Origin of the sequence: Exiguobacterium sp. SH4S7, from assembly GCF_004336795.1 — a bacterium.
GTDB classification, from domain to species: Bacteria; Bacillota; Bacilli; order Exiguobacteriales; family Exiguobacteriaceae; genus Exiguobacterium; species Exiguobacterium aurantiacum_A.
In genome coordinates this window covers 69,623-87,736 of record NZ_SJUT01000002.1, presented here as the reverse complement: position 1 = coordinate 87,736, position 18,114 = coordinate 69,623, and the positions used below count along the sequence as shown (strand labels likewise).

Sequence of the window (18,114 nt, the reverse complement as noted above, 5' to 3'; positions counted from 1 at the left end):
AGGAGAATGTACATGTTAGGTACGAAACAAGTTTTTTCTACAGAATGGGGCGGTCGTCCGCTGTCTGTAGAAGTAGGTCAACTCGCGAAGCAAGCGAACGGTTCTGCACTCGTCCGGTACGGGGACACGGTCGTGCTCGCCGCGGTCACAGCTTCAAAAGGACCAAAGGATTTAGATTTCTTCCCGCTTACGGTCAACTATGAAGAAAAATTATACTCGGTCGGTAAAATCCCAGGAGGTTTCCTACGTCGGGAAGGTCGTCCTGGTGAGAATGCGATTTTAACGTCACGTCTCATCGACCGTCCAATCCGTCCATTATTCCCAGACGGATTCCGTCACGACATCCAAGTCATGATTTACGTCATGTCGAACGATCCGGACTGCTCGGCTGAGATGGCCGGTATGCTCGGAACGTCGATCGCCTTGTCGATCTCGGACATCCCGTTTGACGGACCGATCGCTGGAGCGACGGTCGGACGTGTGGACGGACAGTTTGTCGTCAACCCGACGGTCGCACAACTCGAGAAGACAGATCTTGAACTTCAAGTCGCCGGAACGGCAACTGCGATCAACATGGTCGAAGCAGGCGCGAACGAAGTACCGGAAGACGTCATGCTCGAGTCAATCTTGTTCGGTCATGAAGAGATCAAAAAGCTCGTCGCGTTCCAAACGGAAATCGTCGAAGCGGTCGGGAAACCGAAGTTTGAATACACGGTCTCTAAATTTGACGACGCGTTGTCACAAGAGCTTGAAGCGGCTCGTCCAGAAATTAACGCTGCCGTCCAAGTCGAAGAGAAACACGCGCGTGACGAAGCAATCAACGAAGTCATCGCGAAGTATGTCGCGTCGTACGAAGCGCGTCTCGCTGACGAGCCGGCCAAGTTGAAAGAAGTATCTGGTATTTTGAACAAGTTCGTCAAAGACGAGGTCCGCCGTTTAATCACGGTCGATAAAGTACGTCCAGACGGCCGTCGCCCGGAAGTCATCCGTCCACTCGCGTCAGAAGTCGGCGTGTTACCGCGTGCGCACGGTGTCGGTTTGTTCACACGGGGGCAGACGCAAGTCATGTCGATCGCGACACTCGGCGTCATCGGTGATGCTCAAATCATCGACGGCATCGGCTTAGAAGAGAATAAACGTTTCATGCACCATTACAACTTCCCGCCGTTCTCGGTCGGTGAAGCTCGTCCGGTTCGCGCGCCAGGCCGCCGCGAGATCGGTCACGGTGCGCTCGGTGAACGTGCGCTTCTCCCGGTCATCCCGAACGAAGCAGACTTCCCGTATACGATCCGTCTCGTCTCAGAAGTGCTCGAGTCGAACGGTTCGAGTTCACAGGCTTCAATCTGTGGCTCGACACTCGCCCTCATGGACGCCGGAGTTCCGATCAAGGCACCAGTCGCGGGAATCGCGATGGGTCTCATCATGGAAGGCGAACACTATACAGTACTCACTGACATCCAAGGTCTCGAAGATCATCTCGGCGACATGGACTTCAAAGTCGCTGGAACGAAAGACGGGATCACAGCGTTGCAGATGGACATTAAAATCGCCGGCATCACGCGTGAGATTTTGGAAGAAGCGCTCGAACAAGCTCGTTCAGGCCGCCTCCACATTCTCAACCATATGCTCGAAACGCTTGACTCATCGCGTCCACAGTTGTCGAAGTATGCACCGAAGATCGTCACGATGAAAATCAATCCAGACAAGATTCGCGACGTCATCGGACCTGGTGGTAAGATGATCAACAGCATCATCGATCAAACCGGTGTCAAAATCGATATCGAACAGGATGGTACGGTGTTCATCGCCTCGACCGATCAAGAAGGTATCGACATGGCGATGACACTCATCGGTGATATCATCCGTGAAGTCGAAGTCGGCGAAGTGTTCGACGCGACAGTCCGTCGGATCGAGAAGTTCGGCGCGTTCGTCGAGTTGTTCAAAGGCAAAGACGCGCTCGTCCACGTCTCTGAGTTCAGCCTCGACCGCGTCGCCAACGTGGAAGACGTCGTCAAGCTCGGTGACACGATCAAAGTCAAAGTCACAGAAATTGACGATAAAGGCCGCGTCAACGCCTCGCATAAAACGTTGATTGTCGAAGGGCTTTCTCCGGAAGAGCGAGAAGCGTATGAAGCGAAACGTAAAGCACAACGCGAGAGCCGTCCGCCACGTGACAGCCGTCCTCCGCGTCGTGACGGAGACCGTCGTCCGTCAAGACCAACAAACTAATTATTTTGGCCATCGTCTGGTGCGATGGCCTTTTTCATAGGAGTGATAAAATGGAATGGATTACCTTAAAGAATGGCGTCCGCATCGTGGTCGAACCGATGGCAGACGTCCGCAGTACATCGACCGGTGTATTCATCAAAGCCGGGACACGGACCGAGGAAGACAATGAGATCGGGATCAGCCACTTGATCGAACATATGTTGTTCAAAGGCACAACAACAAAAACGGCGAAAGAAATCGCTTCATTTTTTGATGAACTTGGCGGCAGTGTGAACGCCTTTACTTCAAAAGACCATACATGCTACTACGTCAAGACGCTCGATGAACATGCTGTCATCGCCTTCGACGCACTGGCCGACATGTTGTTCCATTCAGTCTTTGATGAGACTGAGCTTGAAAAAGAGAAGCGGGTCGTGTTAGAAGAGATTAAAATGTACGAAGATACGCCGGAAGACCTCGTGCATGAGTTGCTCGCCTATGCCGTCTACCGTGACGATATATTAGCGAAGCCGATTCTCGGGACGGAAGCGAGCGTGCTCAGCTTCTCTCGCGATCAATTGCTGCGTTACGTCGAATCAATGTATACAGGCAATCGCGTCGTCGTCTCGATCGCCGGTCATGTGACCGACGAGCTGGTCGAAGCGGTCACGTCGAGGTTTGCGGAACTCCCATCAGGGGAATCACCGAAAGAATCGACGATTCCGGTTCTATACAGTGATGTATTGAAAAAGCATAAAGAGACGGAGCAGGCGCACCTCTGTTGGAATTTCGAGGCGATTTCGGCAACGAACGACCGGCTCCCGCACCTGGCGCTGGCAAACAACGCGATCGGTGCGACGATGTCGTCGCGGCTGTTTCAATCGATTCGTGAAGAGCAAGGGTTAGCTTACTCGATCTATTCGTACTATACGACGTTCGTTGACCATGGCACGTTCACGATTTATATCGGGACGTCACCGGAAACGCTCACTCAAGTCGAGACGATCATGGAGCGTGAACTTGAAGCGCTCAAGGCGCAGGGGTTAACCGAAGAAGAAGTCGCTAAAGGCAAACGCCAGTTGAAAGGTTCGCTCGTCCTCGGCAACGAAAGCACGAGCGCCCGAATGAACCGGAACGGTCGTAACCTCGTCTTACTTGACGAAGTCGAGGATTTGGACGAAGTGCTCAATAAAATCGACCGCATCGAAACCGATGAAGTTAACGCCTTGATTCGGGAGCTGCTCGGGCACGTCCCGGCAAAATCATATGTTCTTCCGTCCGAAGACTGACTTGAAACCAGATTGTAAGTTCTCTACACTGATTAAGAGGTATTCTTTACATTGGACAGGATACAGGTGAAAGAAGGGAAAGACTTGAACTTAACGGATTTAGTAACCAAGATACAATTGATTAATCAACCAACTATAGAGGGCATCAACGTGACCCATGTCACGACCGATTCACGGGAAGTCGTACCCGGAACGCTGTTTGTCGCGATTAAAGGCTACACCGTCGACGGTCACGACTATGCTGACTTAGCGGTGAGTAAAGGGGCGGTCGCGGTCGTCAGTGAGCGCCCGCTCGACATCAGCGTCCCAAACCTGCTCGTGCGCGATAGTTCGCGTACGGTCGGCTTATTAGCGTCGGCATTTTATAACTATCCGTCTGAACAGATGCGTCTGTTCGGTATCACGGGGACGAACGGAAAAACGACGACGACGACGATTTTACGTGACGTTTTATCAAAGCTTGGACATAGCACCGGATTGATCGGTACGGTCGAGGTCCGGATTAACGATACGGTCGTCCCGAGCAAGAACACGACGCCGCAAAGTTCTGAGCTTCAGCAGCTGCTGGCTCGCATGCGCGGTGAAGGGGTTACCGATGTGATGATGGAAGTGTCATCACACGGACTTGAACTAGGTCGTGTCATCGGAACGGACTTCGACATCGTCGGTTTCACGAACTTGACACACGACCATCTCGATTTTCACGGGACGTTTGAAAACTATGCGCGGGCCAAAGGTTTGCTGTTCGCCCAACTCGGACAGATGGCGTCGCGCGACAAAGTTGCCGTCTTGAATGCGGACGATCCGTACAGCAAGCTTTACGAGACGATGACGGGTGCTCGTGTCATCACATACGCCATCGACGAAATGGCGGATGTGACAGCGTCAGACATCGTTCAGACACTGTCAGACACGAGTTTCCGTCTCAACTATCAAGGAGTCAGTCTGCCGGTGACGGTCCAGTTCATCGGACGTTTCAACGTATACAACCTGTTGCTTGCGACGGGTTGCCTGCTCGCGGCTGGGTACAGTTTACCTGAGATCATCCAAGCGCTCGAATCGATTCATCCGGCCAAGGGACGGATGCAACGACTCGACGTGCCTGGGTATAACGTCTATGCGGACTATGCCCATACACCGGACGGGATTGAGCAATGTTTGAAGTCGCTTGTCGGTGTCCCTAAAGAGAACATCGTCTTCTTGATTGGAACAGGCGGGAATCGCGATGTGACGAAACGCCCGACAATGGGCGAGATGGCCTCAAAATATGCCGGTACCGTCATCATCACGACGGATGATCCACGTTTTGAGGCGTATGATTCGATCACGAGCGGCATTGCCGCCGGGATGACCCATGACAACTTTGTTGAAATCGGTGACCGTGAAGAAGCGGTGTCTTACGCCGCACGTCTAGCCAAAGCGGATAATATCGTCGTGTTGGCCGGTAAAGGACATGAGAAGTACCAAATCATCGGTAACGAGAAAATCCCGCTCGATGAGGAAGCGATCGTCCGGGCGACAATTTTAAATACGGAGGAATCTTGATTTATGGCAGTACAACCGATTACCTTGACAGAGACAGAGCATGACGATTTCGTCAAAGCACACGACCGCGGCGACTTGCTCCAACTTTCGAGTTGGGCAGACGTCAAAAAACAAAATGGTTGGTCCGCTGAGCGGATTGCCGTCGCTACAAATAGTGAGACGACAGGAGTGGCGCTTCTTTTATTCAAACAAGTGCCAAAGCTACCGTTCACGCTTTGTTACGCACCGCGCGGTTTCGTCGTCGATTACGATGACGTGGCATCATTGCGTGCCTTGACCGAGGAAGCGAAACGCGTCGCCAAACTGAAAAAGGCGATCGTCATCAAAATCGATCCGAACATCGACCGGGACGAAGTACCGGGCTTACTTACGGAAATGTCTAGCCTCGGTTTTACACATAAAGGGTACGGCGGCGGCTTTGACTATGCCCAACCCCGTTTCACGATGGAGACGGACCTCCGTCCGAGCGAGAAAGATATTTTCGCCAAGTTCCATCATAAGTTTCGCTATAACGTCCGTCTTGCCGAGCGTAAAGGGATTGTCTGTACTGAAGTCGGTCGGGACGGCTTGAAAACGTTCGCCGAACTGATGAAAGTCACAGGTGAGCGTGACGGCTTCGCCATTCGCGGGCTCGATTACTTCGAGAACTTATACGATTGCCTGCAGCCGAATGACGCTCGTTTATTTTTGACGAAACTTGAACCGAAACTCGCGCTCGATCAACAAATGGCGACGCTCGACAAAGCAAAACGGGATCTTGACAAGATCGAACGGTCTTTGGAAAAAGAAACGGTCGAGAAAAAACGGATCAGTTTGTCGAATCGTCAGAAACAGACGCGCGATCAACTCGTGAAAGCTGAAGCGGCCTTGCCGGAACTCGAACAGCTTCATGCCAGCTATCCGGACGGTCTCGTGTTATCGGGCGGCTTGTTGACGCTTGCCGGCCGCCGCTCGTATTACTTATACGGTGCTTCCTCGAACGAGTTTCGGGAGTTCATGCCGAACCACCTGATGCAATGGACGATGATGCAATCTGCCAAGGCAAGCGGTGCCGAGCGCTATGATTTCGGTGGTGTATCGGGCAGTACGGAGCCGGACGATGAATATGCGGGCCTGTATGCGTTTAAATCGGGCTGGGGCAGCGATCAAATCGAGAAAGTCGGCGAGTTCGACCTCGTCTTGAACCGGCCGCTCTACTTTGCCCTCGAGACAGGATTACCGCTCGTCAAAGGACTCCGTAAACGGTTAAGAAGATGAAATGGTCAGGCGTTTTGACGTTTGCGATGACGGCGTTTTTGATTGGGATCTTCTTGGCGTATACGTTCTCGCGGCCCGGACCAATGCCTTGGGTCGATGAACCGACGTTCGAAGCCGGGATGTGCGAACGGAGCCCGCGCTCGGAACAAACGATTGTCGACCGTAGTGACAAGGCGTTTGCCAACTTGCATCCTCATGTGCGTGATCGTGGCGAATCGTTCGTAAGACTGGCGTATTCATGTCTCGGGCTTGAAGTCCGCTTGACGTCAGGCTATCGTTCGGCCGATGAACAGAATGCGCTTTACGCGCAAGGACGCTCGAAACCAGGGCAAGTCGTGACGAACGCCAAGGCGGGACAAAGTTATCATAACTATGGACTCGCGGTCGATTTTGTCATCATCCACGATAACCGGGCCGACTACGATTTGAAAGCAGATCACAATAAGTCGGGGGAACCCGATTGGCAAGAACTCGGTGAACTCGGAAAAGCACTCGGCTTCGAATGGGGTGGGGATTGGAGAAGTTTTCCGGACTATCCTCACTTGCAGATGGACTTCGGCTTATCGGTTCGACAGCTCGCAGCTGGCAAGCGGCCGGACACTAAAGCGACGATGCCGCTCGCGGATGTGATGAAACCTCTAGTCGATTGAACGGAAATGGTGGCATATAAGCGTTTTTTCCGATACAATATTCAGTAGCGATAAGTGGACGAAACAGAATATGAATCATCTAGGAGGTTTTTGTTAGTGTCAAAGAAGAAGACTGAGAACGTTAGCGTCTTTGCGCTTGGTGGCGTAGGCGAAATCGGGAAGAACATGTACGTCGTGGAACTAGACGACGACATCTTCGTCATCGATGCCGGCCTTATGTTTCCAGGCGATGAGATGCTCGGGATTGATATCGTCATCCCGGACATTACGTATTTAAAAGAAAACAAAGATCGGGTACGCGCTATTTTCATCACCCATGGTCACGAAGACCATATCGGTGGACTCAGCTACGTACTCCGTGACTTGAAGCATGTCCCGGTCTACGGGACGAAATTGACGCTCGGTTTAATCGAGCTCAAGTTAAAAGAGGCGGGCTTACTGAAAGAAGTCGACCTTAGATTGATTGACGCTAAAACGAAATTGACTATCGCTGATCATTTCATCACTTTCTTCCGCGTCAACCATTCAATCCCTGACTGTGTCGGTGTCTGCATTCAAACGTCACAAGGCGCGATCGTTCATACCGGCGACTTTAAATTCGACTACACGCCGGTCGATGGGAAGCAGTCTGACTTTAACAAGTTAGCAGCCATCGGTCAGCGCGGTGTGCTCTGTTTATTGTCAGATTCAACAAACGCGGAACGACCAGGCCAAACAGGGTCTGAATCGTTAGTCGGTGCTGAATTAAACGATGTGATCTATCAAGCCGAGGGGCGTGTGATCGTCGCGTCGTTCGCTTCGAACGTCCATCGTTTGCAACAAGTATTTGCTGCAGCCGAGGCGAACGACCGTAAAGTCGCAGTCGTTGGACGCAGCATGGTCAACATCGTCGAAGTCGCACAACGTTTGAACTACCTTCGTTTCAAGCCGAAGACGCTCGTCGAGCTCTCGCAAGTGAACCGTTTGCCGGACGATAAAGTCGTCATCTTGACGACCGGTTCACAAGGTGAGCCGATGGCGGCTTTGACGCGCATGGCGCGTAACGCCCACAAACAAGTGAATATTCGCTTGAATGATACCGTGGTGATCGCGGCGACGCCAATTCCGGGTAACGAAAAATCGGTCTCGAAAACGATCGATCTCTTATTCCGTTCTGGTGCGAACGTCATCTATAACCAGCGTAAAGTGCACGTATCCGGTCACGGTTCGGCTGAAGAGCTCAAGCTCATGCTCAACCTCGTCAAGCCGAAATACTTCCTCCCGATTCACGGGGAGTACCGGATGCAGATGGCCCACTCGAAACTCGCCCAACAGGTCGGGATCAATTCGAGTAACATCTTTATCGTCGAGAAAGGTGACGTCGTCGAGTTCACGGGCCGTAAAGCCCGGATGAGCCGTAAAGTTCCTGCCGGCAACGTCTTGATCGATGGAATCGGTGTCGGGGACGTCGGGAATATCGTTCTCCGCGACCGTCGCCTCTTGTCGCAAGACGGTGTCGTCCTCTGTGTCGTCACGTTGAACCGTAAACAGAAGAAGTTGATTTCAGGCCCTGAACTCATCTCGCGTGGATTTGTCTATATGCGCGAATCAGAAGTGATGATCTCAGAAGCGAACCGGATTGTCACGAAACAGATTGAGAAGAGTCTCGAAGCTGGAAGTGATTGGACCGAATTGAAATCAAATATCCGCGAGCGGCTCAGCGTCTTCTTGTTTGAACAGACGAAACGTCGTCCGATGATCTTGCCGATCATCATGGAAATTTAAAGAATTGAGATCGAGGCAAAAGTCATCTGACTTTTGCCTCTTTTTTTAGGAGGAATAGAAGTTGGCACAAAAAACGAGAAAGACCCCGGTGAAGCGTAAGCCGCGACCGACGACGAGGAATCGTAAGCGGAAACAGCCAATCCCACTTCGTACATATGGTTGGGCCGGCTTTATCTTGTCGATGATCGCGTTTATCTTTTCGCTGTTCGAGTTCGGCTGGGTCGGGACTCAGACAGCGACGTTTGCGACGACGCTGTTTGGGGGCTGGGGTGCACTCACATATTTGATCGTCGCATTCATTTTGCTCGTATTCTTGAACGATTTCCGTCCGATCCAACGAGCCGGTATCTTCCTGCTGTTCGTGTCCTTCCTATTGTTCGGGGACATGGTGTGGGGAACGGAACGGGGAGTGGTGAACGGGGCGCTCTACGGATTGAACCAATACTTGCTATCGGACTTCGGGATTATCTTCCTTGGCATCATCAGCGTCGTCGTCGGTGTCTCGCTTCTGTCTCCGGCGATTTGGCGGACAATCGGGAACCGGTTGCTCGAAAGTTTCGTTGCGATTAAACAAGAATGGCGTGACCGAGAACGTACACCCGCCAAACCGAAACCGACTGAGAAGAAGCGGGTCGACGCACGCGCGTCCGAATCAACACCCAAGCCTCAAGAAGTGGAGGCCGAGGCGGACGCCGTCGTCATGCATGATATTCCGATTGTCGGGTTTAGTGAGACCATCGACGCCGAGAAGCGTCAGAAAGTGTCTGACGAGACCGTGAAGAGCGAGGTCGTATCAGATATCCCGACCGAGGACATGATGATGACAGCGGCTCAGGACGTGTCTGCGACATACGAATTGCCGAAGTTCACGATTTTAAGTGAACCGGTCGTGACCGACTTGTCAGGAGAGAACGCACGATTGAAGGCGAACGCAACGAAACTCGTCCAAACGCTCAAGTCGTTCGGCGTCGGGGTGAAAGTGCTCAAAATCCATCTCGGTCCGACTGTCACGAAGTACGAGCTGCAACCGGACATCGGCGTCAAAGTGAGCCGGATCACCTCATTGAGTGATGATCTCGCACTCGCACTTGCCGCCAAAGACATTCGTATCGAAGCACCGATCCCAGGGAAGGCGGCCATCGGCATCGAAGTCCCGAACCAAGAAGTCGCGCCGGTCTGTCTGCGTGAGGTGTTAGAAGCGGAGCCTGTCAAACGCGATGAGGCACCGCTCCTCGTCGCGCTCGGTCGCAGTATTAGCGGTGAGACGGTCACGATCGCGTTGAACAAGATGCCTCATCTACTCGTCGCAGGGTCGACCGGCTCCGGGAAGTCGGTCTGTATCAATGGGATGATCGTGTCTATTTTGATGCGGACGCGGCCAGATCAAGTCCGCCTCATGATGATCGACCCGAAGATGGTCGAGTTGAACGTCTACAACGGCGTCCCGCATTTATTGACGCCGGTCGTGACGGATCCGAAAAAAGCGGCTCAAGCGCTCAAGCAAGTCGTTGCCGAGATGGAGCGCCGCTACGAGCTGTTTAGCCGCTACGGTGTCCGTAACATCGAGGGCTACAACGACCTCGTCGACAAGTCAGAGGACGAAGACGCTAAACGGCTCCCGTTCATCGTCGTCATCGTGGATGAGTTGGCCGACTTGATGATGGTCGCCTCAAACGACGTCGAGGACGCGATTATGCGGCTCGCCCAGATGGCACGAGCGGCCGGTATCCATATGGTGCTCGCCACGCAACGTCCATCCGTCGACGTCATCACGGGTGTCATTAAAGCGAACATCCCATCACGGATCGCGTTCGCGGTCTCGTCAGCGACCGATTCAAGAACGATCCTCGACGGCGGGGGGGCTGAGAAGCTGCTCGGTCGAGGTGATATGCTCATGCTTGCGAACGGAATGAACAAGCCGGTACGCGTCCAAGGGGCGTTCGTATCCGATCAGGAAGTCGAGACGGTCGTCAACCATGTCATCGCCCAGCAGCGGGCCCAGTACGTCGAGGCGATGATGCCAAAAGAAGAAGAAGTGACGACGATCGACTCGGACGACTCGTTATTCGAAGAAGTCGTCCAATTCATCTTGACGCAAGAAACGGCGTCGACTTCGATGATTCAACGAAGATTCCGAATCGGTTATAACCGGGCGGCCCGCTTGATTGATTCGCTCGAACAAGCAGGGTACGTCGGTCCTTCGGAAGGATCGAAGCCACGGAAAGTACTCATTAACCAACAAGATGCATAATACGAAAAACGAACTATAAGGACGAATGCGTTCGAAATAGTTCGTTTTTTGTTTATTTTTAAAAGTATCGTCAATTCAGTTACCTCGCGTCGGATAAACATGTACAGTAGAAGTTATATAGCACATCTGGACTATATGACCTATTGAGACATACTACTGAAAACGTTGAAACGCTTTCATTTTTTAATACCGTTTTCATTTTACGATTTCTTTTCAAACACTCGTAGAACAGGTAATATAGACTAAGTGGTATACATAATCCCTTGGCTTTAAAACATTTCCTTGATTCCGAACAAAAAAGTATTGCGTTCTTTTTACGGAATCCCTATACTTAGAATTGGCAAGGACATTCATACGTCAGATGTCTGAGCACTGGTAAGAAATAGGTAAAGGTGGTGAGGCCCATGTCGATCAAGCTCGATCATCGCTTGCTCTATCTTCGCGTGATTGAGAAAATCAAGCAGGATATCGACGATGGTGTCTATCGTGAAGGAGAGAAACTTCCTTCAGAATTCGAGTTGTCGAAGCAACTAGGAGTCAGTCGAGCGACGCTCCGAGAAGCGCTTCGCATTCTCGAAGACGAGAAATTTGTCGTGCGGAAACATGGTGTCGGTACATTCATCAGTTCAAAACCCCCATTCACTTCTGGGATCGAGGAACTGTTCAGTGTCACGGACATGATCATGCGCGCCAAGATGACACCAGGAACAAAAGTATTGGTGGCCGAAAAAGTGTTAGCGACAGAGAGAGAAGCCGAGCGTCTGAAAATTGAACCGAACTCACCGATTTATCGGATTGTCCGGATTCGTTATGCAGATGAAACACCGGTCGTTTACTGTGTGGATAAAATTCCAGCCCATCTCGTCTCTAATCCTGAAGCGTTGACAGAAGGAAAGTCGTTATTCGATGCGCTTGAAAAAGAGGTAGGACGTCGGGTCGCATACGCGATCACGCACATCGAACCGAGTGTGAGTTCAGAGATCTCGACCCAACTTCAAACGGACCAACCGTTACTCGCTTTAAAACAACTGCATTACGATGAGAGCGATTTACCGTTGCTCGATTCGGCAAACTTTTTCCGAGCGGACCGCTTCGACTTCCACGTCGTTCGTAAACGCGTCTAAGCAAGTTCTTGTAAAGCGGAAATAGTTATTTTTGGGTAATTGCGTGAAAGCGCTTTCTTATACCGGTGTAAAGACGACTGATGACATGACAACCTTAATTGTTATGATCCGAAAGGGGAAACACGACGATGATGAACAAGAAAAAAACGATTCTTTCAGCTTTAGCAGCAGGTCTCACGCTCTCAACAGTACTTGCAGCATGCGGTGGGGATGACAACGAAGGTACTTCTTCAAATGGCGAAGGCGGAGAAGGCAGCGACTTCAAAGTCGCGATGGTAACTGATACAGGCGGCGTTGACGACAAATCGTTCAACCAATCAGCTTGGGAAGGTCTTCAGAAGTTCGGAGCAGACAACAACTTGACTGAAAACGAAGGCTTCAAATATCTTCAATCTTCAAAACAAGCGGACTATCAGCCAAACTTGCAACAATTGGCACGCGATAACTTCAACTTGATCTACGGTATCGGTTTCTTGATGGGTGAAGATATCCAGAAAGTTGCCGAGCAGTTCCCAGACAACAACTTCGCGCTCGTCGACATGGTCGTTGACGCACCGAACGTCGCGTCGATCACGTTTAAAGAACAAGAAGGTTCGTTCCTCGTCGGTGTCGTCGCAGGTCTCACAACGAAAACGGACAAAGTCGGTTTCATCGGCGGCGTCGAGTCAGACTTGATCAAAAAGTTCGAAAATGGATATAAAGCGGGCGTCATGGCCGTCAACCCAGACGCGACAATTGACGTCAAGTACGCTGAAGACTTCAACTCGGCTGAAAAAGGAACGGCAATCTCTTCAGGGATGTATGGAGCAGGCTCTGACATCATCTATCACGCAGCAGGCGGAACGGGTGTAGGTGTCTTCACAGAAGCGAAAAACCGTAAGAAGAACGGCGAAGACGTATGGGTCATCGGCGTTGACCGTGACCAGTACGAAGAAGGACTTCCTGAAAACGTAACCCTTACTTCAATGGTCAAACGTGTTGATACGGCAACTTACGAAGTATCGAAACTCGCAATGGAAGATAAGTTCCCGGCAGGCGAAATCGTTGAGTTCTCATTGAAAGATGATGGTGTAGGTATCGCTGAAACATCAAGCGAAAACGTTGCAGCTGACGTCCTCACAAAAGTTGAGGAATACCGCACGCAGTTGATCGACGGCGACATCACGGCTCCAGCTACTGACGCTGAGTTCGAAGAGTTCATGAAAACAGTAAAATAATTCATTAAGTTAGGGGGGACCCATGCGGTCTCCCTTTACTTAAAGTTAGGGGTGGACTTTCTTGGAATATGTAATTGAAATGCTCAATATTCGCAAAGAGTTCGGAACGTTCGTAGCCAACGACAACATCACCCTCCAACTTCGCAAAGGCGAGATTCATGCGCTGCTCGGCGAGAACGGTGCCGGGAAATCAACGCTAATGAACGTCTTGTTCGGTCTCTACCAGCCAGAAGGTGGAGAGATTCGAGTGCGCGGGGAGAAAGTGAATATTGAAAATCCGAACATCGCCAATGATCTCGGGATCGGCATGGTACACCAACACTTCATGCTCGTCGAGAAGTTCACGGTGACCGAGAACATCATTCTCGGGTCTGAACCGAGAAGTGGATTGACGGTCGACCGGGCGACGGCTCGTAAAAAGGTAATGGACATTTCGGAACAATACGGTCTTCGCATCGATCCTGATGCCAAAATCGAGGATATTTCGGTCGGGATGCAACAACGTGTCGAAATTTTAAAAACGCTTTACCGCGGGGCTGAAATCTTGATTTTTGATGAGCCGACCGCTGTTTTGACGCCGCAAGAAATCCAAGAACTCATTCAAATCATGAAGCGTCTCATTGAAGAAGGCAAATCGATCATCTTGATCACGCATAAATTAAAAGAAATCATGCAAGTCGCCGACCGTTGTACGGTCATTCGTCGCGGACGCTATATCGGTACCGTCGAAGTCGACGAGACCGTGAATGAAGATAGCTTAGCCGAGATGATGGTCGGGCGTGAGGTAAACTTTGATGCGGAATATTCCAAGGCAGATCCACAGCAAGTCGTACTCGACGTTCAACAGCTCGTCGTCAAAGACAGCCGCGGACTGAAAGTCGTCGAGGGCTTGGATTTACAAATTCGTTCTGGAGAGATTCTCGGTATCGCCGGGATCGACGGGAACGGTCAGACCGAATTAATTGAAGCGCTTTCAGGTCTGAAAAAGCCTGAAGCAGGTAAAATCTTATTGAACGGGAAAGACGTGACCGGATTCACGCCGCGTAAAGTGACAGAGTCCGGTGTCGGGCACATCCCACAAGACCGTCACAAGCACGGACTCGTCCTCGACTACTCGATCCGTGACAATATGGTGCTCCAAACGTACTATAAAGAGCCGTTCTCAAAGCGTGGTTTGATGAACTATAAAGCCGTCGCTGAGAAAGCGAAAGCGTTAATTGAGAAGTTTGACGTCCGAACTCCGTCGATCGACGTGCCAGCCCGTGCTCTATCTGGCGGTAACCAACAGAAAGCGATCATCGCCCGGGAAGTCGACCGGTCACCAGACTTGTTGATCGCCGCGCAACCGACGCGGGGGCTCGATGTCGGAGCCATCGAATTCATTCACGAGCAACTCATTAAAGAACGGGAGAAAGGACGCGCCGTCCTGCTCATCTCGTTCGAGCTTGAAGAAATCCTTCACGTCTCCGACCGGATCGCCGTCTTATACGAAGGAAAGATCGTCGGGATTCGCGATCCGAAAGAAACGACCGAGCAAGAGCTTGGCTTCTTGATGGCCGGCGGTAAGAGAGGGGAAGAAACAGTATGAACAAGCTAGCATATAATCGACTTCTCATCCCGCTTTTGTCGATCTTGATGGGACTACTTGTCGGTGCGATCGTCATGCTCATCGGTGGTTACAACCCGGTCCAAGGGTTCTCATCACTTTTCAGCGGCATGGTCGGCAGCCCGTATGCGATCGGTGAGACGCTCCGTGCGGCAGCACCGCTCATTTTCTCAGGTTTGGCCGTCGCGTTCGCGTTCCGGACCGGACTGTTCAACATCGGGGTCGAAGGTCAAGTCTTGATCGGGTGGGTGGCAGCGGTTTATGTCGGGATCAACTTTGACTTGCCGATGTTCATTCACTTGCCGCTCGCGCTTCTCGCGGCCATGTTCGCGGCAGCGCTATGGGCGTTCGTTCCTGGTTTCTTGAAAGCCAAGTTCCACGTCCATGAAGTTATCACGTCAATCATGATGAACTATATCGCCCTCTACACGACGAACGCGATTTTGCGTAGCGTCATCGGTGTGACGAACGAACGGACCGAAGATATTAAAGACTCGGCCTCGCTCGCCTCACCGTTGCTACAAGAATTGACGACGTTCTCGCGTCTGCACTGGGGTATTCTCATCGCCGTGCTCGCAGCGATCGTCTATTACTACATCTTACAACGGACAACGCTCGGGTATGAGCTTCGTGCCGTCGGATTTAACAAACACGCCTCGCAATATGCGGGGATGAGCGTTAACCGAAACATCATTCTCTCGTTCGTCATCTCTGGAATGTTCGCCGGACTTGCCGGCGCGATGGAAGGTCTCGGGACGTTCAACGGAATGACGCTCAGCGCGTCGTTCACCGGCGTCGGATTCGACGGGATCGCTGTCGCCCTGCTCGGTGCGAACACGGCGGTCGGTGTCTTCCTGGCAGCAATTTTGTTCGCCGGTCTCAACATCGGCGGACTTGCGATGCAACTCGGGGCCAACATCCCGTCTGAGCTCGTCAAAGTCATCATTGCCGCCATCGTCATCTTCGTGGCGTCAGGATACGCCTTGAACTATGTGATTGAAAAACTTAAAGGAAACCGTAAGAAAGGAGTGGAGAAAAAATGAGCTTCTTAGAAGTACTCTACATCGTCGTTCCGGTTGCGTTAGCCTATGCGACTCCACTCATCATCGCGGCGCTCGGCGGCATTTTCAGTGAACGTTCGGGTGTCGTCAACATCGCTCTAGAAGGCATCATGGTCATCGGGGCGGCGACGGGGATCATCGTCACGCTCACATTGACCGATATGGGATTTGGCGGGCTCAGCCCGTGGCTCTCACTGTTGATCGCCATGGTCGTCGGCGCGCTGTTCTCGCTATTCTTGGCCGTTCCTGCCATCCTCTGGCGGGCTGACCAAACCGTTCTCGGTGTCGCGATCAACATGCTCGCCGTCGGGCTCGCCATCTTCGTCGTTCGGGTTCTTTACAATAAAGGACAGACCGATTTCATCGAATATCGGATCGCCAAAGAGAACGTGCCGATTCTGTCAGACATCCCGGTGCTCCGCATGTTCTTCATCAACGTCCAATACACGTCGTTCATCGCGATCATCCTCGCGTTCGTCGTCTGGTTCGTCATCTTCAAGACGCCGTTCGGTCTTCGCCTTCGTTCAGTCGGTGAACATCCGATGGCGGCGGACACGATGGGAATCAACGTCACGAAGATGCGCTTCATGGGCGTCATGCTCTCAGGTGCGTTCGGTGGTTTGGCTGGTGCGGTCTATGCCGTCACGGTTACGACCAACTTCAGTGGGACGACGATCGTCGGACAAGGCTTCCTCGCCATTGCCGCGATGATCTTCGGGAAATGGAACCCGCTCGGTGCCCTAGGCGCTGGTTTATTCTTCGGGTTCGCCCAAGCGCTGTCGATCATCGGCAGTAACTTGCCGGTCATCAATAACGTACCGCAAGTATTGCTTTTGATCGCGCCGTACGCGTTGACGATCCTCGCCCTAGCAGGTGTCGTCGGACGAGCGGACGCTCCGAAATCAGTTGGTATCCCGTATATTAAAGGGAAGCGCTGACGAGGGAAAGGACATATGTCTCGTTTTGCCAAGGTTGTTTGACGCTTAAGTCAAACAACCTTTTTTGTTATACTGGTGTAGAGGTGAGACAATTGAAACAATGGTGGCAACTACTGCTCGTTCTCGTGCTGAGCGTTTCGTTAGCAGGTTGCTCGGTCGATGACTGGTTCGCCGAGCAAGTCGAGCCGCCGGAATCGCTCGTCGAACTCGAGGCGGATTACCCGGTAGCGGACGTCGGGACAAAAGTCAAAGCACCGATCGGCAAGACGGAGACGGTCACGTTAGACCGTGTCATCGATGGCGATACGCTTAAAGTCGAGTTTGAGAGCGGTGCGACCGAGTCGATTCGACTCCTGCTCGTCGACACGCCTGAGACGAGTCATCCGACGTTGCCGGTCCAACCGTTCGGTGAGGACGCGAAGGCGTTCGTCGCGCGTTGGTTACCGGAAGGTGAGACGATCGTCCTCGAGTACGACGTCGGGCGGTACGACCGCTATCAGCGGACGCTCGCTTACGTATGGTATGATGATGCGATGCTCAATGAAGAGCTGCTGCGTCGCGGTCTCGCACGTGTCGCATACGTTTACGCCCCGAACACCCAGCACGTCGATGCGTTCCGCGATGTCGAACGCGCGGCCCGGCGCGAGCTGCTCGGGATTTGGAGCATCGAGGACTACGTGACCGGCAACGGTTTCGACCATGAAGCGGCGCGACCGGCGAAACCTCGATCGGAGCCGAGCGAAGCGTGTGACATTAAAGGGAACATTAATCGGGAAGGCGAGAAAATTTATCACGTGCCGGGCGGTGCGAGCTATGAACGCACGAACCCGGAGGAAATGTTCTGTACGGAAAGAGAGGCCGAGGCGGCAGGGTTTAGAAGAGCGGCCCGTTAAAAAAAGACATGTGTGTCAACTTGACACACATGTCTCTCTTATTCGTATTTGAGTGCGTCGCCATCGAACGATTCGTCAGCGACTTTGATTGAGTCGGTCGGACATCCTTCGAACGCGTCCATCAAATCTTCCGACAGTTCGTCAGGTACTTCGACTGTGCCTGTGTTGTCGTCCATCAAGTTGAAGGCGAGACCTTCGTCATCATAGTCGAAGATGTCGGGAGCAGCTGCTCCACAAGCACCACATGCGATACATGTATCTTTGTCAACGATAGTAAATTTTGCCATTTGTAACCCTCCAAACGTTTCGTC

At 52.1% G+C, this 18,114-nt stretch carries 14 protein-coding genes; 13 read left to right on the top strand and 1 reads right to left on the bottom strand.

What is annotated here, in order from left to right:
* The first annotated feature begins 12 nt into the window (after positions 1-12).
* From pnp to EVJ29_RS04470, 13 genes are all read left to right on the top strand, one after another.
* Positions 13-2,229 (top strand): polyribonucleotide nucleotidyltransferase, encoded by a 2,217-nt coding sequence (pnp, locus tag EVJ29_RS04530; RefSeq protein WP_131504760.1) that lies wholly within the window; start codon positions 13-15, stop codon positions 2,227-2,229.
* 50 nt (positions 2,230-2,279) lie between these two features.
* Positions 2,280-3,497: a M16 family metallopeptidase gene (locus EVJ29_RS04525; protein WP_131504759.1), complete on the top strand. Its 1,218-nt coding sequence runs from the start codon at positions 2,280-2,282 to the stop codon at positions 3,495-3,497.
* Between the two features lie 66 nt (positions 3,498-3,563).
* Positions 3,564-5,042 carry a UDP-N-acetylmuramoyl-L-alanyl-D-glutamate--2,6-diaminopimelate ligase gene (locus EVJ29_RS04520; protein WP_131440226.1) on the top strand — a complete coding sequence of 493 codons (1,479 nt, stop codon included), beginning with the start codon at positions 3,564-3,566 and terminating at the stop codon, positions 5,040-5,042.
* A gap of 3 nt (positions 5,043-5,045) precedes the next feature.
* A complete protein-coding gene (locus tag EVJ29_RS04515; protein ID WP_070327458.1) occupies positions 5,046-6,299 on the top strand; it encodes a lipid II:glycine glycyltransferase FemX in 1,254 nt (417 codons plus the stop codon).
* Positions 6,296-6,949, top strand: a complete 654-nt coding sequence (locus tag EVJ29_RS04510; protein ID WP_070327457.1) for a M15 family metallopeptidase — start codon at positions 6,296-6,298, stop codon at positions 6,947-6,949. Before EVJ29_RS04515 ends, EVJ29_RS04510 begins: the two co-directional genes overlap by 4 nt.
* Before the next feature lie 96 nt (positions 6,950-7,045).
* The gene (locus tag EVJ29_RS04505) at positions 7,046-8,713 is read left to right on the top strand and encodes a ribonuclease J (RefSeq protein WP_070327456.1); all 1,668 of its coding nucleotides are present in this window, start codon (positions 7,046-7,048) and stop codon (positions 8,711-8,713) included.
* A 61-nt stretch (positions 8,714-8,774) separates the two neighbouring features.
* Positions 8,775-10,964, top strand: a complete 2,190-nt coding sequence (locus EVJ29_RS04500; RefSeq protein ID WP_131504758.1) for an FtsK/SpoIIIE family DNA translocase — start codon at positions 8,775-8,777, stop codon at positions 10,962-10,964.
* Positions 10,965-11,368: 404 nt separating this feature from the next.
* The gene (locus EVJ29_RS04495) at positions 11,369-12,088 is read left to right on the top strand and encodes a GntR family transcriptional regulator (RefSeq protein ID WP_016510124.1); all 720 of its coding nucleotides are present in this window, start codon (positions 11,369-11,371) and stop codon (positions 12,086-12,088) included.
* Positions 12,089-12,219: 131 nt separating this feature from the next.
* On the top strand, positions 12,220-13,305 hold the full coding sequence (locus EVJ29_RS04490) for a BMP family lipoprotein (protein ID WP_131489986.1): 1,086 nt from the start codon (positions 12,220-12,222) through the stop codon (positions 13,303-13,305).
* Positions 13,306-13,366: 61 nt separating this feature from the next.
* Positions 13,367-14,893, top strand: coding sequence for an ABC transporter ATP-binding protein (locus tag EVJ29_RS04485; RefSeq protein ID WP_131489828.1), 1,527 nt, complete (start codon positions 13,367-13,369; stop codon positions 14,891-14,893).
* On the top strand, positions 14,890-15,954 hold the full coding sequence (locus EVJ29_RS04480; RefSeq protein WP_131504757.1) for an ABC transporter permease: 1,065 nt from the start codon (positions 14,890-14,892) through the stop codon (positions 15,952-15,954). The genes EVJ29_RS04485 and EVJ29_RS04480 overlap by 4 nt, the downstream gene beginning before the upstream one ends.
* The gene (locus EVJ29_RS04475; RefSeq protein WP_071399634.1) at positions 15,951-16,910 is read left to right on the top strand and encodes an ABC transporter permease; all 960 of its coding nucleotides are present in this window, start codon (positions 15,951-15,953) and stop codon (positions 16,908-16,910) included. Before EVJ29_RS04480 ends, EVJ29_RS04475 begins: the two co-directional genes overlap by 4 nt.
* Before the next feature lie 83 nt (positions 16,911-16,993).
* Positions 16,994-17,803 (top strand): thermonuclease family protein, encoded by an 810-nt coding sequence (locus tag EVJ29_RS04470; protein ID WP_131504756.1) that lies wholly within the window; start codon positions 16,994-16,996, stop codon positions 17,801-17,803.
* Positions 17,804-17,841: 38 nt separating this feature from the next.
* Here EVJ29_RS04470 and EVJ29_RS04465 read toward each other — a convergent pair whose 3' ends face one another.
* Positions 17,842-18,090, bottom strand: a complete 249-nt coding sequence (locus tag EVJ29_RS04465; protein ID WP_016510114.1) for a ferredoxin — start codon at positions 18,088-18,090, stop codon at positions 17,842-17,844.
* Between the last annotated feature and the right edge of the window lie 24 nt (positions 18,091-18,114).

What these genes read in the sequence shown, in the direction of transcription:
- pnp (WP_131504760.1), top strand. Translation starts at nt 13, where the DNA reads ATGTTAGGTACGAAACAAGTTTTTTCTACAGAATGGGGCGGTCGTCCG.
- EVJ29_RS04525 (WP_131504759.1), top strand. Translation starts at nt 2,280, where the DNA reads ATGGAATGGATTACCTTAAAGAATGGCGTCCGCATCGTGGTCGAACCG.
- EVJ29_RS04515 (WP_070327458.1), top strand. Translation starts at nt 5,046, where the DNA reads ATGGCAGTACAACCGATTACCTTGACAGAGACAGAGCATGACGATTTC.
- EVJ29_RS04510 (WP_070327457.1), top strand. Translation starts at nt 6,296, where the DNA reads ATGAAATGGTCAGGCGTTTTGACGTTTGCGATGACGGCGTTTTTGATT.
- EVJ29_RS04495 (WP_016510124.1), top strand. Translation starts at nt 11,369, where the DNA reads ATGTCGATCAAGCTCGATCATCGCTTGCTCTATCTTCGCGTGATTGAG.
- EVJ29_RS04490 (WP_131489986.1), top strand. Translation starts at nt 12,220, where the DNA reads ATGAACAAGAAAAAAACGATTCTTTCAGCTTTAGCAGCAGGTCTCACG.
- EVJ29_RS04480 (WP_131504757.1), top strand. Translation starts at nt 14,890, where the DNA reads ATGAACAAGCTAGCATATAATCGACTTCTCATCCCGCTTTTGTCGATC.
- EVJ29_RS04475 (WP_071399634.1), top strand. Translation starts at nt 15,951, where the DNA reads ATGAGCTTCTTAGAAGTACTCTACATCGTCGTTCCGGTTGCGTTAGCC.
- EVJ29_RS04465 (WP_016510114.1), bottom strand. Translation starts at nt 18,090, where the DNA reads ATGGCAAAATTTACTATCGTTGACAAAGATACATGTATCGCATGTGGT.